Origin of the sequence: Rhodococcus sp. 4CII (genome assembly GCF_014256275.1) — a bacterium.
Classification (GTDB): Bacteria; Actinomycetota; Actinomycetes; order Mycobacteriales; family Mycobacteriaceae; genus Rhodococcus_F; species Rhodococcus_F wratislaviensis_A.
In genome coordinates this window covers 2,091,651-2,112,868 of sequence record NZ_JACCFE010000002.1, presented here as the reverse complement: position 1 = coordinate 2,112,868, position 21,218 = coordinate 2,091,651, and the positions used below count along the sequence as shown (strand labels likewise).

The 21,218-nt window shown below is 67.5% G+C and carries 23 protein-coding genes; 11 read left to right on the top strand and 12 right to left on the bottom strand.

Translation table 11 applies throughout. The features are described from left to right. Window positions 1-10: 10 nt before the first annotated feature. From couL to H0B43_RS41425, 6 genes are all read right to left on the bottom strand, one after another. The gene (couL, locus tag H0B43_RS10575; protein ID WP_185727954.1) at window positions 11-1,549 is read right to left on the bottom strand and encodes a p-hydroxycinnamoyl-CoA synthetase; all 1,539 of its coding nucleotides are present in this window, start codon (window positions 1,547-1,549) and stop codon (window positions 11-13) included. Window positions 1,550-1,601: 52 nt separating this feature from the next. Continuing rightward, complete coding sequence (gene couT, locus H0B43_RS10570) at window positions 1,602-2,930, bottom strand: p-hydroxycinnamate MFS transporter (protein WP_185727956.1); 1,329 nt, start codon at window positions 2,928-2,930, stop codon at window positions 1,602-1,604. 121 nt (window positions 2,931-3,051) lie between these two features. Then, window positions 3,052-4,218 (bottom strand): dihydro-p-hydroxycinnamoy-CoA dehydrogenase, encoded by a 1,167-nt coding sequence (couH, locus tag H0B43_RS10565; protein ID WP_185727957.1) that lies wholly within the window; start codon window positions 4,216-4,218, stop codon window positions 3,052-3,054. Window positions 4,219-4,347: 129 nt separating this feature from the next. Further along, window positions 4,348-4,503 carry a DUF6131 family protein gene (locus H0B43_RS10560; protein WP_005263616.1) on the bottom strand — a complete coding sequence of 52 codons (156 nt, stop codon included), beginning with the start codon at window positions 4,501-4,503 and terminating at the stop codon, window positions 4,348-4,350. 33 nt (window positions 4,504-4,536) lie between these two features. Then, window positions 4,537-4,743, bottom strand: coding sequence for a hypothetical protein (locus H0B43_RS10555; RefSeq protein ID WP_185727959.1), 207 nt, complete (start codon window positions 4,741-4,743; stop codon window positions 4,537-4,539). 233 nt (window positions 4,744-4,976) lie between these two features. Further along, complete coding sequence (locus H0B43_RS41425; RefSeq protein ID WP_252189823.1) at window positions 4,977-5,291, bottom strand: hypothetical protein; 315 nt, start codon at window positions 5,289-5,291, stop codon at window positions 4,977-4,979. Between the two features lie 225 nt (window positions 5,292-5,516). Here H0B43_RS41425 and H0B43_RS10545 point away from each other — a divergent pair, with 225 nt between their 5' ends. The 4 genes from H0B43_RS10545 (at window position 5,517) to H0B43_RS10530 (ending at window position 7,829) form a co-directional block, all read left to right on the top strand. Then, window positions 5,517-5,933 (top strand): LysR family transcriptional regulator, encoded by a 417-nt coding sequence (locus H0B43_RS10545; RefSeq protein ID WP_397517475.1) that lies wholly within the window; start codon window positions 5,517-5,519, stop codon window positions 5,931-5,933. A 122-nt stretch (window positions 5,934-6,055) separates the two neighbouring features. Then, window positions 6,056-6,256, top strand: coding sequence for a hypothetical protein (locus H0B43_RS10540; protein ID WP_252189824.1), 201 nt, complete (start codon window positions 6,056-6,058; stop codon window positions 6,254-6,256). A 5-nt stretch (window positions 6,257-6,261) separates the two neighbouring features. Next, complete coding sequence (locus tag H0B43_RS10535) at window positions 6,262-6,891, top strand: alpha/beta family hydrolase (protein ID WP_213015118.1); 630 nt, start codon at window positions 6,262-6,264, stop codon at window positions 6,889-6,891. A gap of 41 nt (window positions 6,892-6,932) precedes the next feature. Then, window positions 6,933-7,829: an alpha/beta fold hydrolase gene (locus H0B43_RS10530; protein ID WP_185727962.1), complete on the top strand. Its 897-nt coding sequence runs from the start codon at window positions 6,933-6,935 to the stop codon at window positions 7,827-7,829. 1 nt (window position 7,830) lies between these two features. Here H0B43_RS10530 and H0B43_RS10525 read toward each other — a convergent pair whose 3' ends face one another. Further along, entirely contained in the window at window positions 7,831-8,418 is a 588-nt protein-coding gene (locus tag H0B43_RS10525) for a phosphoribosylanthranilate isomerase (protein ID WP_185727964.1), read from the bottom strand. A 66-nt stretch (window positions 8,419-8,484) separates the two neighbouring features. Here H0B43_RS10525 and H0B43_RS10520 point away from each other — a divergent pair, with 66 nt between their 5' ends. The 4 genes from H0B43_RS10520 to H0B43_RS10505 all read left to right on the top strand — a co-directional run bounded on the left by H0B43_RS10520 (window position 8,485) and on the right by H0B43_RS10505 (window position 12,333). After that, window positions 8,485-9,789: an esterase family protein gene (locus H0B43_RS10520; protein ID WP_185727965.1), complete on the top strand. Its 1,305-nt coding sequence runs from the start codon at window positions 8,485-8,487 to the stop codon at window positions 9,787-9,789. Between the two features lie 27 nt (window positions 9,790-9,816). Continuing rightward, window positions 9,817-10,542, top strand: coding sequence for an ABC transporter substrate-binding protein (locus tag H0B43_RS10515; protein WP_185727967.1), 726 nt, complete (start codon window positions 9,817-9,819; stop codon window positions 10,540-10,542). Window positions 10,543-10,646: 104 nt separating this feature from the next. Further along, window positions 10,647-11,885 carry an acyl-CoA dehydrogenase family protein gene (locus tag H0B43_RS10510; RefSeq protein ID WP_185727968.1) on the top strand — a complete coding sequence of 413 codons (1,239 nt, stop codon included), beginning with the start codon at window positions 10,647-10,649 and terminating at the stop codon, window positions 11,883-11,885. 70 nt (window positions 11,886-11,955) lie between these two features. Then, entirely contained in the window at window positions 11,956-12,333 is a 378-nt protein-coding gene (locus H0B43_RS10505) for a VOC family protein (RefSeq protein WP_185727970.1), read from the top strand. Window positions 12,334-12,337: 4 nt separating this feature from the next. Here H0B43_RS10505 and H0B43_RS10500 read toward each other — a convergent pair whose 3' ends face one another. The 3 genes from H0B43_RS10500 to H0B43_RS10490 are packed head-to-tail and all read right to left on the bottom strand — an operon-like array spanning window position 12,338 to window position 14,601. Further along, entirely contained in the window at window positions 12,338-13,141 is an 804-nt protein-coding gene (locus H0B43_RS10500; RefSeq protein WP_185727972.1) for an alpha/beta fold hydrolase, read from the bottom strand. 3 nt (window positions 13,142-13,144) lie between these two features. Then, window positions 13,145-14,158 carry an aldo/keto reductase gene (locus H0B43_RS10495; RefSeq protein WP_185727974.1) on the bottom strand — a complete coding sequence of 338 codons (1,014 nt, stop codon included), beginning with the start codon at window positions 14,156-14,158 and terminating at the stop codon, window positions 13,145-13,147. Further along, window positions 14,155-14,601: a MerR family transcriptional regulator gene (locus H0B43_RS10490; protein ID WP_185727976.1), complete on the bottom strand. Its 447-nt coding sequence runs from the start codon at window positions 14,599-14,601 to the stop codon at window positions 14,155-14,157. The genes H0B43_RS10495 and H0B43_RS10490 overlap by 4 nt, the downstream gene beginning before the upstream one ends. Window positions 14,602-14,700: 99 nt before the next feature. Here H0B43_RS10490 and H0B43_RS10485 point away from each other — a divergent pair, with 99 nt between their 5' ends. Further along, window positions 14,701-15,180 carry a nucleoside deaminase gene (locus H0B43_RS10485; protein ID WP_185727978.1) on the top strand — a complete coding sequence of 160 codons (480 nt, stop codon included), beginning with the start codon at window positions 14,701-14,703 and terminating at the stop codon, window positions 15,178-15,180. A gap of 39 nt (window positions 15,181-15,219) precedes the next feature. Here H0B43_RS10485 and H0B43_RS10480 read toward each other — a convergent pair whose 3' ends face one another. Both H0B43_RS10480 and H0B43_RS10475 read right to left on the bottom strand, forming a co-directional pair. Further along, window positions 15,220-16,818 carry an ABC-F family ATP-binding cassette domain-containing protein gene (locus tag H0B43_RS10480; RefSeq protein WP_185727980.1) on the bottom strand — a complete coding sequence of 533 codons (1,599 nt, stop codon included), beginning with the start codon at window positions 16,816-16,818 and terminating at the stop codon, window positions 15,220-15,222. Between the two features lie 140 nt (window positions 16,819-16,958). Continuing rightward, window positions 16,959-17,525 (bottom strand): hypothetical protein, encoded by a 567-nt coding sequence (locus tag H0B43_RS10475; RefSeq protein ID WP_185727982.1) that lies wholly within the window; start codon window positions 17,523-17,525, stop codon window positions 16,959-16,961. A 94-nt stretch (window positions 17,526-17,619) separates the two neighbouring features. Here H0B43_RS10475 and H0B43_RS10470 point away from each other — a divergent pair, with 94 nt between their 5' ends. Both H0B43_RS10470 and H0B43_RS10465 read left to right on the top strand, forming a co-directional pair. Next, window positions 17,620-19,428, top strand: a complete 1,809-nt coding sequence (locus H0B43_RS10470) for a penicillin-binding transpeptidase domain-containing protein (RefSeq protein ID WP_185727983.1) — start codon at window positions 17,620-17,622, stop codon at window positions 19,426-19,428. Window positions 19,429-19,524: 96 nt separating this feature from the next. Next, window positions 19,525-21,204 carry an NTF2-like N-terminal transpeptidase domain-containing protein gene (locus H0B43_RS10465; RefSeq protein WP_185730024.1) on the top strand — a complete coding sequence of 560 codons (1,680 nt, stop codon included), beginning with the start codon at window positions 19,525-19,527 and terminating at the stop codon, window positions 21,202-21,204. The last annotated feature ends 14 nt before the right edge of the window (window positions 21,205-21,218 follow it).

Genomic DNA, 21,218 nt, shown 5'->3' with positions numbered 1-21,218 from the left:
TGAGTACGTGTCAACCGCGGGACGTTGACAAGTACGCACCGGCGCGGGAGCGCAGATCGGGTTTGCGGATCTTCCCGGTCGCAGTGCGGGGAAGCTCCTCCGCGATCTGGACGAACGTGGGAATCTTGAACCCCGCGAGCCTTTCTCGCAGCCGGGTGCGGACGGTCTCCGCGTCGAGCGACGTGCCGTCGGCGGCCACGACGAACGCCATGCCGGTCTCGCCCCACTTCTCGTGGGGGACGCCGATCACCGCCGCCTCCCGGATTCCGTCCAGTTTCAGCAGCGCCGCCTCGATCTCGGCGGGGTAGACGTTCTCGCCGCCCGAGATGTACATGTCCTTGTAGCGGTCGCAGATGAAGAGGAAGCCATCGTCGTCGAAGTAACCGGCGTCGCCGGTGTGCAGCCAGCCGTCCACGACGGTGCGGGCGGTCGCGTCGGGCTGATTCAGGTAGCCGAGCATCACGTTCGGTCCCTGGGCGACGATCTCGCCGACCTCGTTCGGTTCGGCGCTCGACCCGTCCGGGCGGACGACGTCGACGTCGGTGAAGAACGTCCGCTTGCCCGCCGATCCGACCTTCGCGCGCACGTCGTCACCCGACAGCATCGTCACCGACGGCGCGGTCTCGGTCAGCCCGTACGCCTGCGCGATCGCGACGCCACGTTCCTGCCACGGTGAGATCAACGCTTCGGGCACGGGTGCGCCGGCGACGCAGATGGCCCGCAGGCTGGACAGATCGGCGCCCGCGAACCGGGGGTGGTGCCACAGTTCCTGAATCATCGTGGGAACTGCGAAGAACGTGGTGATGCGTTCCTTCTCGATCGTGTCGAGGACGACGCCGGCATCGAACTTGCGCAGCAGCACCACGGTGCCGCCGGTGAGAAGCGTGGGTGTGACGGCACCGCCGATACCGCCGATGTGGAACAGCGGCGCCACCGACAGGGTGCGGTCCTTCGACGTCATGTCTTGGGCGAGAAGCTGGTTCAACGCGTTCCACAGCATGTTGCCGTGGCTGAGCATGACGCCCTTCGGTGCGCCGGTGGTGCCCGACGAGTACATCAGCACCGAGAGGTCGTCGAGGCCAACCCGCTCGTCGATGCGCGTGTCGGGTCGGCCGGCCCGCACCTCCTCGTACGTGAGACCCGGCCACGAGTCGTCCAGACCGATCCAGGTGGTCACGGGCGTCTCCGACTGCGCCAGCTCCCGCGCGACGTCGGATTGCTGATCTCCGAAGATGACTGTGCTGCATCGTGAATCGCGGAGGACGTAGCGCGCCTCTTCGGCGGTGAGGCGGGCGTTGAGCGGAAGATAGGTGGCACCGAGCAAGCCGGCCGCGAACATCACTTCCAGTGCCGCGGGATCGTTGAATCCGAAGAAGCCTACGCAGTCGCCCTTGTCGACTCCGAGGGCGCGCAGACCGTGGGCGAGACGACGTGTCCGCAGGGCCATCTCCTCGTAGGTGACGGCCTGTCCGTCGAAGACGAGCGCCTCGCTCTTCGGCGTCATCGCGATGCGGCGCTCGAGCCACGAGCCGATGCCTTCGTTGTTCATGGTGACTCCTCGTTCTCTTCGAAACTACTCTCGAGCGTGGTCGATGAATTTCTCAGGCCGACGGGGTGTCGGCGCTCAGGTCGTTGTCCTTGCTCTCCTTCGTCGCGACGAGGAAGACGGCGCTCACCACGCACAGTGCGATGATGAACAACCCGACGGGGAGGATCGATTTGCCCGACGACGCGAACAGCGACGCCAGAATGACCGGGGTGAATCCCGCGCCGATGAGCGTGGCCAGCTGATATCCGAGTGACGCTCCCGTGTAGCGCGCCCGGGTGCCGAACTGCTCGGAAATGAACGCCGCCATCGGCCCGTAGGTGGCCGAGTGGCAGACGGTGTAGCCGACGAAGGCGAGCGCGATGAACAGGAACCGTCCCGTGCTCAGCAGCAGGAACAGCGGGTAGACGCTGACGATCATCGCGCCGAGGCCCGCGAGCATGACCGGTCGCCGCCCGATCCGGTCGGACAGTCGCGCCGAACCGAGTACCAGGAAGATCGCGCAGAACTGGCAGATGGAGAACGCGAGCAGTACGTCGGATCGCTGGGCGCCACTCGACACGCCGAAGGTGATGGCGAACGTGGTGAACGCGGTCTGCATTCCGAAGCTCGCGATGCAGCTCATCGCGGCCACGACCACCGCGCGGGGACGCCTGAGGATCGTGACGATCGGCGGGGCGGTCTCCTTCTTCGCGGTCTCCTTCAGCGCCGCCGTGAACAGCGGGCTCTCCGACACTCTGGCGCGGATGAACAGGCCGAGGGCCAGCATGAATGCGGAGATCAGAAAGGGGATGCGCCAGCCCCACGTCAGGAACTGCTCGTCAGGGAGGAGCGACACGGCTGCCAGCGCGAGGGTGCCGAGCAGCGCCCCGGTCGGGGCCCCCGCGTTGGTGAACGCCGCAGCGAAACCGCGCTTGCCGGATTCGGCGTGTTCGAGCGACATGAGCGCTGCGCCACCCCATTCGCCGCCGACGGCGAGACCCTGGCAGACCCGGAGGAGGACGAGGATCACCGCGGCCCAGGACCCGATCATCTCCGGCGGGGGAATGAGCCCGATCGCGAAGGACGCGATGCCCATGACCGTCATGGAGATCAGCAGCATCGCCTTGCGGCCGACCGTGTCGCCGAAGTGCCCGAAGACGATTCCGCCCAGGGGGCGCGCGACGTAGCCGGCGGCGAACGTTCCCATCGAGGCGATGCTCGCGGCCAGGGGGTCCAGGCCGGCGAAGAACACGGGGCCGAAGACGAGGGATGCTGCGGTGGCGTAGAGCAGGAAGTCGTAGAACTCGATGGTGCTGCCCAGGTAGCTCGACAGGATCACCCTGCGAACTTCCTTCTTGCGGCGGGTGGCCGACATGGTGCCGGCGGTGGCGGTGACCGTCATCGATACTCCTTGGCCGAGCGGGACATCAGAGTGGATCGCGCATGTAGCGCGGATCACAATTAAACATTAATCATTGAAGATGTCAATGGAAGAGATCGACAACGCTTCCGCGCTCGGGCAGCTAGGCCCGTGTGAGCTTGCGCCCGATGATTTCCTTCATGATCTCGGTGGTTCCGGCGTAGATCGGCCCGCCGCGGCAGTCGAGGTAGTCCTGTGCGACGTCGTATTCCCGCATGTAGCCGTAGCCGCCGTGCAGCTGCACCGCGCGCTGGACGACGCGCTGCTGCAATTCGGTGATCCACCACTTGGCCATCGCCGCGGTCACCTCGTCGAGCGTGCCGTGCGCGGCGTCGAGGATGCAGCGGTCGGTGAAACACTGCGCGATCTCGATCTCGGTGGCGAGTTCCGCGAGGTAGAAGCGGTTGGCCTGGAAGTCGGCCACCCGCCTGCCGAACGCCGTGCGGTCGCAGCTGTACGCCAGCGCCTGGTCGAAGGTGCGCCGCATCGACGCCATCGACGTCACCGCCACGCTCAGGCGTTCCTGGGGCAGATTGTGGCGCAGGTAGCCGAAGCCGTCGTTCACTTCGCCGAGGACGTTCCCGAGGGGGACGCGAACATCGTCGAACACGAGTTCCGCGGTGTCCTGCGCTGCCAGGCCCACCTTGTGGAGTGGTCCGTTCCGGGTGAATCCCGCCACTCCGTCTTCGACCACCAGCAGGCTCACGCCCTTCTTGCCCGCGGCGGGATCTGTCTTGGCCGCTACGATCACGAAATCGGCGAGCATTCCGTTGCTGATGAAGATCTTGGTGCCGTTCAGGACCAGTTCGTCGCCGTCGCGCAGGGCGGTCGTGGAGATCGCGGCCAGGTCGCTGCCCGCACCCGGCTCCGTCATGGCGATGGCGCCGATCTTCTCGCCGGTGCACAGCGGGGTCAGGAATCGATGCTTCTGCTCGTCGCTCGCCAGCGACACGAGGTACGGCGTGACGAGATCGTTGATTCCCGCCAGGCCCATCACCACGGCCGGTGCGCCGACACGGCACAACTCCTCGATGACGATGGCGTTGAACCGGAAGTCGTCGGTACCGCCTCCGGCGAATCGTTCCTCGACGTTGATCCCGAGTAGTCCGAGTTTGCCGGCCTGGCGGTAGATGTCGCGGTCGACCTGCCCCGCATCTGCCCACTCACGCAGTCGAGGCGCGACGTCACGTTCGGCGAATCGGCGGACCGTCTCCCGGAACGCATCGTGATCGTCGTCGAAGATGTTCCGCTGCAGTGCAACCGAGGTCATGCAAGGCTCCTTTCGTCGGCATGCGTACGGCGCACGCATACCTGCTCGAAAGAAACCTATCCATCAATCGTTGACAATGTCAATGATTGATGGATGTAGGCTACTGCGCCGGCGAAGGGTACGTCGACGTCAATACCAGTACTTCCGCCCACCCACCGCGCGGCCGGTCGTGCCCAGCAGGAGTAGGACGAGGCCGATCACGAGAAGGATGATCCCGATCGTCGTGAGGATCGAGATCCCCGCGACGAGGCCGATGACCAGCAGGATGATTCCGAGAACGATCACAGTGTTCCCTCTTTTCGGTTGGGCGGGCTGGAGCTACTGACTCGGTTGCGGCACTTCACAATTGATCTTCGGATTCACACCCGCGTAGTTGAGTGGGCCGGCGAGGACGGTGACGGCAATCGTTCCGGCGCTGGCGCAGTCGGCCGTCGTGTCCTTGAAATAGCCTCGCTGCCACACGGCAACCGCACCGATGATCAGCCAGATGATCACGATGAGCGTCACGAGCCGTCCGATCCGCATTACCGACCTCCCGTGTGGGCGCCGGCGCCGGGCCGGTGCACGTGTCGTACTGAAAAGTTACGTCGACGTGGTGTCCGTCGGCTTCGTGTGCGCTCCATGGGTATTCGTGGAGGTTGTGCCATTGGTCCGAGGGGTGGCGGACCCGGTGTCGGCGGTGCGGGCATCGGTGGTCCGGGCGTCGGTCGACGGGGTATCCGTCGTCTTCACGTGCGGATCGAGTTCGTCGGCCCGCTTCACTCGTGCTTCAGGTCGTCACGGGACGTGGTCGCCGTGTTCCGATGCGTCTGCGCATCGACCTGCAGCCGCTTCGCTTCCGCGGCCTTGGCCTCGGCTTCTGCCTGCACCTTCCGTGCATTGGCCGCGGTTTCCTCCGCCAGCGCTTCGCGCTTCTCGACGACGGACGTCTGCTCCTGCGCCTTCGCGCGGATGCTGTCGGCCTCCTGATGGCGGCGCTCGTTGCGCTTGCGTGATGCCGCAACGAGCAGTGCGATCACAGCGAGTACGACGACGATCGCGACGATGATCCAGATGATGGTCATGGTGTCCATTGGCTACTCCCAGCAGTCGTGTTGTTCATGTACCCAGCCCTCGAACCCGGCAAACAGACCGAGAGCCAATCGCAATCAAACGTCGGATTGCGCACCACATAGGGGTGCGGGCATGGAGATCCGCTGGATGCGCGTGTTCGTCGCCGTAGCCGAAATGTCGAACTACGGCCGGGCCGCCGCGTCGTTGCGCATGGCCCAGCCGCCGTCAGTCAGCAGATCGAGCAGTTGGAGAGGCATCTCGGAGTGACGCTGTTCGACCGCGGAACGCAACCGATTCGGCTGACCGCCGGGCGAGCAGTTTCTCGTGCCGTGCCGGGCCGCGCTGAAAGCCGTTGCCTGGGCCGAGCAGTCGGCGTCGGTGGGCAATCCGGCGGAGGAGGGCCGCGTGCGGGTCGATTCAGCGGTGCGTACGGACAGTCGAAGCTGCCGCAGTTCGCCCGCACCGTCCGTCGGGGGGGGGTGTCGCTGATCCCAGCTCCCATCGCACCGGGGCCGTCGAACTCCGTCGTCGTGCCCACGGACGGCGGATGTCACCGTATTCGCGGTGCGCTGGCGTGGGCCGACAGGCCCCGGTCGCCCCTGCTCGAGACGGTCTCGGCGCGCGCGGAGGAACTCATGCCGACGATCGAGTTCGACAAGTAACTCTTATCGAATGTATGCCGATCTGATCTTGGACCGTGATGAAGACGCTTGGGCAGAGTCGTCGGGGCAGCGATGGTGTGATCCGCCGCAGGTTCCCATTTCACTCCGGTCCGAAAGGTCTGATGCAGGGCCTGACGATCGTCGCATTGTTCGTCCGCCGGACGATGGGGGACGCGCCGGTGTTCCGGGAGGCCGAACTCGGCAACGAGCTGGTGGCGATACCCGTCGTGGAACTGTGGGCGGGCGTCGTCGCGAACATTCTGCAGCTGTTGACCATTCCGGAGCTGCTCGCGCCGGAACAGCGCGACCTTCCACTACCGTGAACCGCATGACCGAGTTGCTGGAACGTGACGGTGTGCGCGGACATCTGCATCGCCCCGCGGGGGAGGCGGTGGCGGCGCTGGCACTGACGCACGGGGCGGGAAGTGATTGCGACACAAAGCTGTTGCGTGCCGTCACCGAGGGGTTCGTGGAGCGGGGGGTCGTCGTCCTGCGGTTCGATCTTCCGTTCCGTCAGCGCCGCGCGTCGGGTCCGCCGCACCCGTCGACCGCGGCGGAGGACCGGGACGGCGTCGCGGCCGCGGTGGCCGTGATGCGCGACCTGGTGACGGTTCCGGTGTGGGCCGGCGGGCACTCGTACGGCGGACGTCAGGCGTCCATGCTCGCGTCGGAACGGCCGGGTCTCGTCGACGCAATGTTGTTGCTGTCGTACCCGCTGCATCCGCCGGCCAAGCCGGACAAGCTCCGCACCGAGCACCTGCCGGGTCTGCGCACCCCGGCCGTGGTGGTGCACGGTTCGAAGGACCCGTTCGCCACCACCGGCGAACTGCAGTCGGCACTCGCACTGATACCCGCTCCGACGACGCTCGTCGAGTTCGAGGGTGCCCGCCACGATCTGGCCCCGGACAAGTTTCCGGTGGTCGAACGCGTGGTCGCGGCCATGCTCGACCTTCTGTAGGGCGGCCGATAACGTCTGCGGAGGGTCGGTATGTTCGGTGAATGAGCAACGTGCAGACGGACGCGCCCCACTGGTTCACGACGGCGTTGGCGGCCCCGGTCGACGTCGGCCGGGTCGACGTCGCCGGTGCGCAGGTCCACTACCGGGCGTGGGGCCCGGCGGGCACAGCGGGAATAGTGCTCGTGCACGGCGGCGCCGCCCACAGCCGGTGGTGGGACCATGTGGGCCCCATGCTGGCCACCGACCGTCGTGTCGTCGCACTCGATCTCACCGGGCACGGTGACAGCGACCGGCGTGACGAATACGGCCTCGAGCGCTGGGCGGAGGAGGCCCTGGCCGTGGCCAAGCCCGCGGGCGTCTCGGGGACGCCGGTGTTCGTCGGCCACAGCATGGGCGGAATGGTGTCGTATGTGGCCGCGCAGCTGTTCGGCGAGGATCTGGGCGGAGTCCAGCTGATCGATTCGCCAGTCCTCGCCCGGACCCCGGAAGAAGAGGAAGCGCGCAAGCAGCGTGCCTTCGGCCCGAAGAAGATCTACCCCTCCCGGGCGGAGGCGCTCGAGCGGTTCCGTTTCGTCCCGCCGCAGGACACGGCGGTGCCCGCGGTGCTTCGGCACGTGGCGGAGAACTCGATGGAGGAGGTGGACGGCGGGTGGTCGTGGAAGTTCGATTCCGCGTTCTTCTCCCGAGAGGGGAGTGGCCATCTGGGTGCGTCCGACCCGCGTTGCCGTCTCGCCTACTTCCGCGCCGAGAACGGCATCGTCACCGACACGATGATGGCGGACATGCGGCGCCGGTTCGGCCCCAGCGCGCTGGTGGTCGAGATCCCCGACGCCGGACACCACGTGATGATCGATCAGCCGCTCGCGCTGGTCGTGGGCATCCGGACCGTCCTGGCGTCGTGGGATGTGGAAGACACCGTCGCCGGAATGCCGGGCTGACTCAGGTTCCGGATCGGACCGCGGCGACGAACTGCTCGATCAGAGCCGCGTCCTTCACACCCCGCGAGGATTCGACCCCGCTGGACACGTCGACCCCCCAGGCGCCGGTCGCGTCGACGGCGGTCCGCACGTTGCCCGGGTGAAGTCCGCCCGCGAGAATCCACTCGCCATCGGGCCTGCTCTGGCTCGCCCAGTCCCAGGGCACCCCCGCCCCGGCGGTCGCCCCGTCGACGAGCACCCGGTCCGCGCCGAGATCGTCCGACGCGTCACCGGCGATCACCGCACGGATCACGCGTAGCCCCGCCGCCCGCAACCGGGACACGTCCGCGGCGGACGTCAGGTCGTGCACCTGGACGGTCCCGAGGCCGGCGGTCGCGGCGACGTCGATCACCTCCGCGACCGAACTGCCCTTGAACACACCCACCGCGACCGTCGGTGCGGTGACGCGGCGGACCAGCGGGGCGGCATCCTCGGGGGAGATCCGGCGGACGCTGTCGGCGAAGACGAAACCCACGGCGTCGACGCCGAGGCGCACCGCCAGATCGACGGAGGCCTCGTCTCGCAGGCCGCAGACCTTGATGAATGTCACCCCGGCAATTTTACCGGTGCTGCGAGTCGCCGACGTGGTGCGGGTTCGCGCTCTAGGCTTCGTGGCGTGGAATGGCTCAGCGACCTCAGCGTGATCTCAGGGCCTCTGCCCTGGATCCTCACGGCGCTCGGCGTGCTCGGCGGCGTGTGGCTGCTCGCCGCCCGCGCCCCCTGGTACCGCAGGAGGGCGATCCCGATCTGCCTGGCGGTGTCGGTCGTCGTCACCGTCGTCCTGTACGTGATGGTCGAGAAGGTTCTCCGGCCGTTTCCCGATCCGATCGAGATATCCATTTACGTGTGGATCGGTCTGGGACTCTTCGCGATCGTGCTGCTGGTGCCGAGGATCCGCGCCGGCCGGACGGTGGGATCGGCCGCCGTCTCGGTGCTCGCGGTCCTCGCGGTGGTGCTGGCGTCGGCGACGCAGATCAACCTCGTGTTCGACGCCTATCCCACGGTGGGCACGGCCTTCGGGGCGGAACCGTTCGACCGGGTGCAGATGAACGATCTGGGCGGCACCACCGAGAAGGTGGTGACGGGAACACCTCTCGACGCGTCGTGGACGGCCCCGCCCGGAATGCCCAGTGAGGGACGGGTCCTGACGGCGGCGATACCGGGAACGGTGTCGGGCTTCGGTGCCCGCGACGCCGAGATCTACCTCCCACCCGCCTACTTCACCAACCCCCGCCCGCTGCTGCCCGTGCTGGTGATGCTGGCCGGTCAACCCGGTGCGCCGGAGGACTGGTTCGCCGGCGGCAAGCTCGCGACCACGATGAACGAGTTCGCTTCGAAACACGACGGACTGGCCCCGATCGTCGTGGTCGCCGACGGCACCGGTTCGCAGATCGCGAATCCACTGTGCATCGATTCGAAGATGGGCAACGTGGCCACGTATCTCGCGAAGGACGTTCCGGCCTGGGTGAAGTCGAATTTGCAGGTGAACCCGGACCCGAAGGCGTGGGCCATCGGCGGCCTGTCCTACGGCGGCACCTGTTCGCTGCAGATGGCCACCAACTACCCCGACGTATACCCGACGTTCCTCGACATCTCGGGTCAGGAAGAACCCACACTCGGCGACCACCAGCGGACCGTCGACGACGGATTCGGCGGTGACCAGGCCGCGTTCACGAAGGTCAACCCCCTCGATCTGATGGGATCGAAGCAGTACCCGGACTCGGCCGGGGTCTTCGTGATCGGCTCCGGCGACGACGCGTACAAGCCGGGCGCGCAGAAGGTCTATCAGGCGGCGAAGGCCGCGGGCATGGACGTGCAGTACGTGGAGGTTCCGGGCGGGCACAGCTTCGCCGTGTGGTCGGCGGGACTGGAGAAGGAAATGCCCTGGCTGGCACAGCGGTTGGGGCTGATCGGTTCGTAGGCGCACATCAGGGTGGAGAGGGGCGACATGACAGCGTCCGCGCGGGTCCTGCGGGTGGGTTCGGCACTGCCCGACCCGCCGTTCGAGTTCCGGGACGGCGGCGCCCCCGCGGGTTTCGACGTCGAATACACCCAGGCGATCGCCCGGGTTCTCGGCGTCGAATGGTCGCTCGTCCCGTACCGGGGCACCGACTTCAACGGGATCTTCGATGCTCTCGCCGACGGCGAGTTCGACTGCATCGCGTCGGGAACCACCGTGACCCCGGACCGCAGGGCCCGCGCGGATTTCTGCGCACCGTATCTCGTGTCCGGTCAGTCCCTCGCCGTGGACACGTCCCGGCATCCGGGGGTGCGGGGGGTGGGCGACCTCGCGGGGCTGACGGTCGGGGTTCAGCACGGCAACACCAGCCAGCCGATCGTGGAGAGGCTCGTCGCGGACGGCCGCGTGGGGGCGATCCGGGTATACGCGTACGACCGGATCGGACAGGCCCTCGACGACCTGTCCTCGGGCGGCTGCGACGCCGTCATGAAACTCGCCCCGGTCCTCACCTGGCTCGTCCGGGACCGCCCGCACGTGGAGGTGGTCGAGCGCGGCATCTCCCGTGAGGAGATCGCGGTCGCCGTCCGCACCGGCGATCACGCGCTGCGGGAACGCCTCGAGTGCGCGCAGCGCACGCTGGGCGAGGACGGCACCCTCGACCGGTTGCGGTCGACATGGCTGGGGGTCGGTGAAACGACAGGCGACTCGGCCTGATTCGCCGTGCGCGATCGCGGACCGTCCGGGACACCTGTCCAAGAATAGGAACGTGTTCTATATTTGCGGCAACCGTTTGTCTCTCGGCGACTGGAGTGCCCGGCATGTATGAGTGGTCAGATACCGACCTGATGTTCCGTGACGCGATCCGCGGTTTCATCGACAAAGAGATTCGACCGCACGTCGACAAGCTGGAGACCGGCGAACTACCTCCGTTCGACATCATCCGCAAACTCTTCGCCACGTTCGGCCTGGACGAGATGGCGCGTGACGCGCTGACGAAGTCGCTCGAGCGCGAGCGCAGCGGTGACGCCGCGTCCGACGCGACGGGGGAGAAATCCGGCGGCCTCGGCGGTGCGGGCAGCATGGGCGTCATCATGAACGCCGAGCTGGCCGGGGTGAGTCTCGGGCTCGTCGCGTCGCTCGGGGTCAGCCTCGGGCTGGCTGCGGGAACCATCCGCAGTCGCGGCACGCTGGCGCAGAAGGAGCGGTGGCTCCCCGGTCTGGTCACGTTCGAGAAGGTGGGCGCCTGGGCCATCACCGAGCCCGACTCCGGGTCGGATGCGTTCGGCGGCATGAAGTCGTACGTGCGCCGCGACGGCGGCGACTACATCCTGAACGGGCAGAAGACGTTCATCACCAACGGCCCGTACGCCGACGTCATCATCGTTTACGCGAAGCTCGACGAGGGGGAGTCGTCCGTCGACCGCCGCGACCGGAAGGTGCTCGCGTTCGTGCTCGACGCGGGCATGGAAGGCCTGACCCAGGGGGCGCCGTTCAAGAAGATGGGCATGAACTCCTCACCGACCGGCGAGCTGTTCTTCGACAACGTGCGCCTCACCCGCGACCGTCTGCTCGGCGAGACCGAGGACGGCGGACAATCCGACGGCAAGTCCAGCGCCAAGGAGAGCTTCGCGGCCGAGCGCATCGGCATCGCGTCGCTGTCGCTCGGCATCATCAACGAATGTCACCGGCTCTGCGTCGACTACGCCAAGTCCCGCACGCTGTGGGGCAAGGAGATCGCCCAGTTCCAGCTCATCCAGCTCAAGCTCGCCGAGATGGAGATCGCGCGCATCAATGTGCAGAACATGGTGTTCAACGCGATCGAGCGCACCGCGGCGGGGGATCGGGTGAGTCTTGCGGAGGCGTCGGCGATGAAGCTCTACTCCTCGCGGGCGGCCACCGAGGTGGCGATGGAGGCGGTGCAGTTGTTCGGCGGCAACGGGTACATGGCCGAGTACCGGGTCGAGCAACTCGCGCGCGACGCGAAGTCGCTGATGATCTATGCCGGCAGCAACGAGATTCAGGTGACGCACATCGCGAAGGGCCTGCTGGCGATGTGATGCGCGGTCCCGGGAACAAAGTGTCGTACGGCGTACGTTAGTGGGGTGTCGTCAACGAAAGGACACCATCGTGAAGGTCACCGCGAGCGCACTGTCGCTGAACGTCGCAGACCCCACCGCATCGGCCGAATTCGCCAAGACCCACCTGGGCTTCGTCGAGGAGATGGCAGCGGAAGGCTTCGTGTCGCTGAAGCGTCCGGACGTGGCCTTCAACCTGATCTTCCTGAAGACGGGGCTGGAGACGTTCAAGCCCGCGCGGATCGCGGGCGACGCCGGCCAGGGGTTGCTGATCGCACTCGTCGTCGAAGGCATCGACGGCGAATACGAGCGACTGCGGGCGGAAGGCGTTCCGATCGTGACGCCCATCGACACCGAGCCGTGGGGCGAACGCTACTTCCAGATGAGCGACCCCAACGGGGTGATCATCCAGCTGGTCGAGTGGATGTAGCGCCTCACACCGCGGCGAGAAACGGCTCGACGGCCGCGAGTACCTCGGTGCTCGCGGCCACCGCCGTCGAATGGTCGAAACCGGGCAGGATCGTCAGCGACGCACCGGGAATCAGTGCCGCCACCCGCTGGGTGTCGCCGAGCCGTTCGGCGTCGTCCGAACCGACGAACAGCAGGGTGGGAACGGCGATCCCACGCAGGACGTCGTCGTCCACCCCCGGCTCGGCACCGGAGCGCCGCATGTACGCGGCGAGGGCCCTCGCGTCGTTCGCCAGGAACGCGGCCCGGGTGCCGGCGTCGATCGGCCACGAGCGCCGGGCATTCCACCCGTCGAGGAACGCATCCATGCCGTCCCGCGCGAGGACGTCGATGCAGCCGGGGAAGAACAAGCGGTCGAACGCCCCGGCCTGCGGTCGGCTGCTGCCGCCGCCGATGATCAGGCTCTCCAGCCGTTCGGGCGCCCCGACCGCCAACGCCAGCGCTACCCGGCCGCCGAGTGAATACCCCAGCACGTGCGCGCTGGGAAGCTCCAGGTGGTCGAGGACGGCCAGGGCGTCACCGCTGACCAGATCCATCGCATATGCGTCCTCGTCGTGCGGTGCGTCGCTGCGTCCGTGACCCCGCAGATCGACCAGGATCAGCCGGTACCGATCACGCAGCGCGGCGACGTAACCGAATCCACGCCAGATGGCGTGCGACAGGGCCGTGCCGTGAAGGAGAACGAGAGGTTCCCCCTCGCCGACGGTCTGATACGCGATCCGGACGCCGTCGACGGGATTGGTAGCGTGCTGCACCCGCCCAGTCTGCATCACTCAGACGTCGCGGCCCTCCGACACCCACTGCAGATCCTCCGAACGCGCACCCTCCACGTGGTCCCGGGCCGAATTCAGCACAGCCAGCTGCGCCGCATCGAGTGCGATATCGAGTGCGCCCGCGTTCTCCGTCACCCGGTCCGCGCTGCGGGTGCCGGGAATGGGCACGACCGGCAGTCCGAACTCGCGGCCCTGGGCGTAGAGCCACGCCAGCGCCACCTGGGCGGGCGTGGCGCCCAGTTCCCGGGCAACCGAATTCACCGCCTCCACCACACCGAGATTCCGTTGCAGCGCGCCCTCCGCGAACCGGGGAAGGGTCCGGCGGAAATCGTTGGGCGCCAGGGCATCGACGTCTGTGACGGTCCCGGTGAGGAACCCCCGGCCGAGTGGCGAGTAGGGGACGAACCCGACACCCAGTTCGGCCGCCGCAGGCACGATCCGCGCCTCGACGTCGCGGCTCCACACGCTCCATTCCGACTGGATTGCCGCGATGGGATGTACGGCGTGCGCGGCCGTCAATTCCCCGGCCGTCACCTCCGACAGCCCGAGATGCCGCACCTTGCCCGCCGCCACCAGTTCAGCCATCGCACCGACGGTGTCCTCGATCGGAACCGACGGGTCGGGGCGGTGCAGGTAATAGAGGTCGATCGTGTCGATTCCGAGCCGGCGCAAGCTGGCGTCCACCGCCTCGTGGACGTACCCGCGGTCGCCGCGGGTGGAGGCGCCGCCCTCGCTCCGTTTCCTCGGATCGCCCAGAATTCCGAACTTGGTTGCCAGCGTGACGTCCTCGCGCCGATCCTTCAGCAACTGCCCGATCAACCGCTCGTTGTCGCCGGCGCCGTACACGTCGGCGGTATCGATGAAACTGACTCCGAGATCCACCGCGTGACGGAGTGTGGCGAGTGCGCTTTCCGGTTCCACCCCGCCGTAGACGGGGGTGAGAGCCATTCCTCCGAAACCCATTCCGGAGACGGTCAGCGAGTTGCCCAGGGTGGTCGTGCCGATGTCGGTCATGCTTCTCCTCGTCGTTGTCGAGAGCGGTCCTGTCGGGCGGGAAACTTGTCGGGGCCGGCGATGAGGGCCCGGTAGTGATCGACCTTGGTGTCGAGGGCCGCCAGGGCGTCGTCGAGCCTCGCCCGATGGGCGAGGATGCGCTCGCGGTGGTCCAGGAGCAACGACAATCGCCGCTCGTGGGTCTCGGCGCCCCCGGCCAGCAGCACCGCGAATCGCTGCATGTCACTGGTCGGCATGCCCGTCGTTCGCAGTTTCACCAGCAGTTCGATCAGCCGCACGTCGCGCTCGCTGTACCGGCGGCGACGGTCCGAACCCCGCGCGATTGCGGGGATCATCCCCTCGCGCTCGTACCAGCGCAGGGTGTCCTGCGTGAGGCCGGTGATCGCCGCGACCTCCGAGATGCTCGCGAACGTTCCGGTCGACTGCTCCAGCTGGGTGGTCATGCCTGAAACCGTACGACCTGGAGTGCACTCCAGCGCAAGCGTCGGGGCGAGCGCGGTGTGTACGTTGTGGGGGCTGCGTCCCGGATGGAAGGTAGAGGCATGACGATTCCCTTCGAGTCCCCGCTGACGACGCTGGATCCCGAGGAACTACTGGCCGTGGCGATCGCCGAAGCCGAACTCGGCAGACGCGAGGGTGGAATACCGATCGGGGCAGCGCTCTTCGCGGGCGACGGAACCCTGCTCGGCAGCGGCCGCAATCGCCGGGTCCAGCACGGAGACCCGTCCGTCCACGGTGAGACCGACGCGTTCCGGGCGGCCGGGCGTCAGCGCGACTACCGCTCGACGATCATGGTGACGACCCTGTCGCCGTGCTGGTACTGCAGCGGCCTCGTGCGGCAGTTCAACATCGGCGCGATCGTCGTGGGGGAGAGCGTCACGTTCACCGGCGCGCACGACTGGCTCCGCGAGAACGGCGTCGACGTGACCGTCCTGCGTGATCAGCACTGCATCGACCTGATGACCGAGTTCATCGAGGCCCGGCCCGAACTCTGGAACGAGGACATCGGGGTGGCCGACTGAGGCGCCTCCGGCGCTCGTGCGCCTTTCGGGTAGCTGAGGCTACCCGAAAGGCGCACGAGCCCGAAGGGCCTCGTCGGTGAGTTCCAGCCACCGGGTGACGCCGATGTCGTGGAGGAACTGCCGGTCGTGGCTGACCACGATCAGGGCACCGCGATAGCTGCGGAGCGCCTGCGTCAGGTGCGCGAGGCTCGGCAGGTCGAGGTTGTTCGTCGGCTCGTCCATCAGCAGCAGCCGGGGCGCGGGTTCGGCCAGCAGGATCGTCGCGAGCGCCGCCCGCAACCGTTCCCCACCCGAGAGTGCCGACGCGAGCACGTCGGAATCGTTGCCCCGGAACAGGAACCGGGCCAGCTGGGCGCGAATCTGTTCCTGCGACGCATGCGGCGCCGCGGCGGCCACGTTCTCGGCGACCGTCAGCGACTCGTCGAACACGTCGAGTCGCTGGGGCAGCGCCCTGAACGGAACCCGCGGTCCCGCGGCCACGACGGCGTCGAGCAGAGTCGTCTTCCCGATGCCGTTGCGTCCGACGAGCGCGATCCGCTCGGGACCGACGACGTCCAGCGACACCTGCTGTCCGCTGCGCAGTCGCACGTCCGGGACGGAGACCACCGACTGGCCCGCATGCACCTCGGTGGCCGGCAGATCGATCCGCACCTCGCGGTCGTCCCGCAGCGCATTCTCCGCTTCCGTCAACGATTCTCGCGCTTCGTCGACCTTCGCGATGTGGTTGTTCCGCAGTTTTCCCGCGGATTCCTGCGCCTGGCGCTTCCGCAACCCCATCACGATCTTCGGTTCCCGCTTGTTCTCGAACATCTTCTGCCCGTACCGCTGACGACGGTCGATCTTGACGCGGGCCTCGACGAGTTCGCGCTTCTGCTTCTGCACGTCGCTGCGGGCATCGCGCACCGCAGCGCGGGCGGTCTCCTGCTCCGACTCGACGATCTCCCGGTAGGTACTGAAATTTCCCCCGAACATGCGGATCTCGCCTGCGCGCAGTTCCGCGGTGGAATCCATCAGGTCGAGCAGGTCGCGGTCGTGGCTGACCACCAGCAGGGTTCCCGAGAACTGTCGCACCACGTCGTAGAGCCTGCTGCGGGAATCGCTGTCGAGGTTGTTGGTGGGCTCGTCGAGGAGCAGCACCTCCGGTTCCCGCAGCAGTTCCGCGGTGAGGCCGAGCAGCACGGTCTCACCGCCCGACAGGGTGCCGACGGTGCGGTCGAGGTCGGACGTGCTTCCCAGCACGCGCTCGAGACCGAGCCGGTGCAGTGTCGACACCGCGAGTTCCTCGATGTCCCATCGGCCGGTGGCGGCATCGAAATCCTCGGGCGTGCCCTCACCGGATTCGATGCGGTGCAACGATGCCCGCAGTTCGGCGACACCCAGGATCCGGTCGACCCGCAGACTGGGGTCGAGCGTGATGTCCTGCGGCAGGTAGGCCACCTCGCCGTGCGCCGTCACCGACCCGCGGTCGGGATGCAGGCGCCCGGCGATCAGCCGGAGCAGTGTGGATTTGCCGGCGCCGTTGAGACCGACCAGGCCGGTGCGGCCGGGCCCGAATACGGCGTCGAGGCCGTCGAAGACGGGCTCGCCGTCGGGCCAGGTGAACGTGAGGTCGGACAGGGACAGATATGACTGGGCCATGAGTACTCCCGAGGTGTGTGCGGATGACGACTCGCGTGACTACCTCGGCAGGAGCAATGGACCGTTCCCCTCTGTCTGACGCGCCCGGTGCGCATCGGTGACGTTCACGATAGGACGCCACCGACGCCCGTGCAATCGAATTAGATCTGGGGCCCGTCGGCCCGGAGTTCGTCCACCTTGGCCATGGCTTCGCGAAGCTCGGTCAGCCACTGCTCGCTGTGCTGGCCGGCGAGGCGGACCGTCCACATCAGCGCGTCCGACCGTGACCTCGCCACGCCGGCGTCGACGAGTGTGTCGAGAACCTTGCGTTCGGGTTGGCGGAGCCGGGTCATCACCGGGACGGCGAGGTGGGTGAACAGTGTCCTGTGGCCGTCGAGGCTGACGCCCCACGCGACCTTGCGGCCGTACCGCGCCTCTGCCTCGTCCGCGATGCGCATCCGATCGGCCCTCGTCGTTTCCCGGAACCGCGAGATGCGTCCGTCGATCGCCGCCTCGGAGCCGGAGTCGGCGGACTCGACGGGGGGCAATTCGCCGACGACGACGATTTCCTCGCGGTCGACCTCGACGGTGGCGGGACCGGTGAACCAGTCGCCGGGAAGGCGGCCGGCGAACCAGTCGGCGGCATCGCTCGCGTCGGGGACGTCCGCCTGTTGCCATCCACCGGGCCGGCCGAAGCGGCGACCACCCGGACCGTGTGCGTTCTTCATGGCGTCCTCCTGGGAGCCGGGTGCCCCGATCACGGTGATGAAGCACTGATTACATGATTACACCCATTGTTCGAAGCGCGCCACCACGTCAGGCATGATCGAGTCCGTGCGCACCTCAACCGTTCGTCACAGCCCCACCCGTCCCACCTCCACCCGCAAGGCAGTGGCCGGAATCGCGGTACTCGCGTCCGTGCTCTCCGCCTGCGGGCTGTTCGGCCCCGATCAGCCCGACACCGTGTCGCAGCAGTTCGCCGACGCGCTGAACAGCGACGACGTGCAGGCCGCCGCCGACCTCACCACCGATCCGGCCGCGGCCGCCGCCGCGATCACCGCGATGTACGACGGCCTCGGCAACAAGGACGGCACGTTCACCCGCACCGAAGTGCAGGAGTCCGGTGACAACGCCGGATCGTTCACGATGGACGTGTCGTGGCCGTTCGCCCCGGGGCAGGAATGGAAGTACAGCACCACCGGTAACGCCACCAAGGACGGCGACGACTGGAAGATCGCCTGGGATCCGGCCGTGCTCGCGCCCGGACTCACGAACGACACCACCGTCCGGTACACCACCACGACCGGGACGCCGCCGAAGGTCCTCGCCGCGGGCGGCGCACCGCTCCTCGAGCAGCAGGTCGTCACGCTGGTCGACGTCGAACAGGGCGCCGACACCGCCGCGGTCGCCGCGCTGCTGGCGCCGATCGCACCCACGATCACCGCGGCCTCGCTCCAGCAGGATCTGGCGGGTGCCCAGGGCAAGCCGGTCACCGCCATCTCGCTGCGCGCCGAGGACCTGGCGCCGATCGAAGCGCAACTGCGGCAACTACCGGGTGTCACGCTGGCCCCGCAGACCAGGCTGCTCAGCGCCGACAAGGCGCTGGCCTCGCCCACCCTGGCCGGCCTCGGTGACCTGTGGCAGGAGGGGCAGGACGCGTCCGCCGGCTGGGCGGTGCAGGTGGTCGGCCAGGACGGCTCGGCGAAGACCGTCGCCGGCGAGGCGGGCCCCGACGCGCCCGACATCGCGACCACCCTCGATCTCCCGATGCAGACGGCCGCCGAGCGGGCGCTCGCCGACGTGCCGCAACAGGCCGCGATCGTCGCCTTGCGTCCCTCCACGGGCGCGGTGCTGGCGGTCGCGCAGAACGCCCCGGCCGACGCGCTCGGCCCGATCGCGCTCACCGGCCTCTACCCACCCGGGTCGACGTTCAAGACGGTGACGACGTCGGCCGCGCTGCAGGCCGGTGCCGCGACCCCCGACACGGTCCTGCCCTGCCCCGGCACCGAGAACATCGAGGGCAGGCAGATCCCCAACGACGACGAGTTCGACCTAGGTGCGGTTCCGCTGCACACCGCGTTCGCCCGCTCGTGCAACACCACCATGGGACGGCTGGCGGTCGGGTTGCCGCCCGACGCCCTGCAGAAGGCCGCGCAGCAGTTCGGGCTCGGCGTCGACTACGTGACGCCCGGCCTGACGACGGTCACCGGCAACGTGCCGATCGCCGACAGTTCGGCGGCCCGCGTCGAGTCCGCGATCGGGCAGGGGCAGGTGACTGCATCCCCGTTCGGGATGGCAATGGTGGCCGCATCCATCGCGAACGGATCGACGCCGTCGCCGATGATCGTGCAGGGGCAGCCGGGTACCGCCGACAAGACGGTGACCCCGGTGCCGGCGAACGTCACCGCGGACCTCCGGACTATGATGCGAGAAACTGTGACGGGGGGTACCGCTACTGCGCTGCAGGACATTCCGGGTCTGCTTGGCAAAACGGGCACGGCCGAGTCGGGAAGTGGTCCGGCTCACGGCTGGTTCGTCGGAATCAAGAACGACCTAGCATTTGCCGTTTTTATAGCAACAGGTGACAGTTCGGCCCCTGCGGTGCAGGCTGCGGGGCGTTTTCTTCGATAAACCCGTTCACGCGTTGCTGTTCGGGGATAAGTTGTGGCTCAACCGTAACTCCTTCGTAGGCAACTCGTGCTTGTTACGCATGTGACTGAAAGCAAGATGGTGGACATGGGGAATGGACGATCGCTTGGACGCCGCAATAAATATGTGATCGCCCTGACGTCGGCTGTCGTCTTGGCAGTGATCCTGGCGTCGTGTGTGCTCTCGAAAGAGGAGGAAACCGCTCATTCGGTCGTCGACAAATTCGTCAACGCACTGAACGAGGGCGATGCCGCTGCCGCCGCAGCGCAGACCTCCTATCCCAACGCCGCGGAGACGGCGATTCAACAGATGTTCGACGGATTACATCCGCAGGACGCCAACTTCGACCTGACCCAGTTCATGGATCTCGGCTCGGACTCCGGCTTCTTCACCGTTGGTGCCGCTTGGCATTTCGGTGAGGGCAAGGACTGGAGTTACCAGGTTCAGGGCGGCGTGCGGAATCTGTCCGTCGGCTGGCGTATCTCCTGGGATCCGTCGATCCTCGCGCCCGATCTGGGCAACGGGCGCGTCGTCCGCTACGACCGGACGGACGCCGCTCCGCCGCGGATCTTCGACGCCTTCGGTGGCCTGCTCATGAACGAGCAGACCATCAACTCGGTCACCCTCGACCCCGCCACCATGCCCGATCCCGTCGCCACCACCCGGCGTCTCGCCGAGGTGCTCGAACCGGTGGCTCCCCTCGTGACGGCCGACACGATGATGGTCGACATGGCGGCGAAGCCCGGCGAGCAGGTGACCGCCGTGCTGCTGCGCGACCAGGACTACCAGTTCCTCGAACAGGATCTCGCGATCCCCGGCGTCGTCACCATCAAGACGCCGAAGCTCATCACGTCGGATCGCCGCATCACGACACCGCTGCTGGATCCGCTGCGGAAGGTGTGGCAGGCAAACCGGGACGCCACGGCCGGCTGGGCCGTCCACCTCGTGGACCCCGACGGCACCCTGATTCCCCAGGCCGGATTCCAGGGCCCGCCCGGACCGGACATCGCCGCGACCCTCGACTCCCACCTGCAACTGGCGGCCGAGGAAGCCGTGGTCAGCGTCGGCACGCCCGCGACGATCGTCGCGATCCAGCCGTCCACCGGCGCCGTGCTCGCCGCGGCGCAGAACAACCAGGCCATGGAACAGGGGCCGATCGCGTTCCAGGGCCTCTACCCCGCCGGATCGAACCTCGACCTGGTGAAGAAGGCCGCCGGACTGCAGAAGGGCGTCGACCCGTCCTCGCTGTCGATCGAAGACATCGAGAAGGCGGGCAACCAACTCGGGCTCGGGATGAACTACAAGATCCCCGGCCTCGACCAGCAGACCGCCGTCTTCACCGCCGACCAGTCGGGCATGAATCAGGTCATGAACCGCAAGGACAGCGACCTGCCCGCCGTCACACCGTTCGGGATGGCCATGCTGGCCGCGTCGATCGCGCGGGGCAGCGCGCCGGCGCCGATGATCGTCCAGGGGCAACCGGGCACCACCGACGTGGCCGCTCAGCCGCTTCCTGCCAACGTCAACGACCAACTCCGGGGAATGATGCGCGACAACGTGGTGCGCGGCGGAGCGTCGTACCTGAACGGCTACCCGGACCTCATGGGCATGAACGGTGCGAGCGGCGACGACCGCTGGTTCTACGGCTCACGCGGCGATCTGGCGTTCGCCGTCTTCGTCGCCGACGCCGACGGTGGTGACCGGGCAGTGAAGATGACCGACATGCTGTTCCGTGAGATGGCGAAGCCGGCGAATTGACCGGATGGGCTACG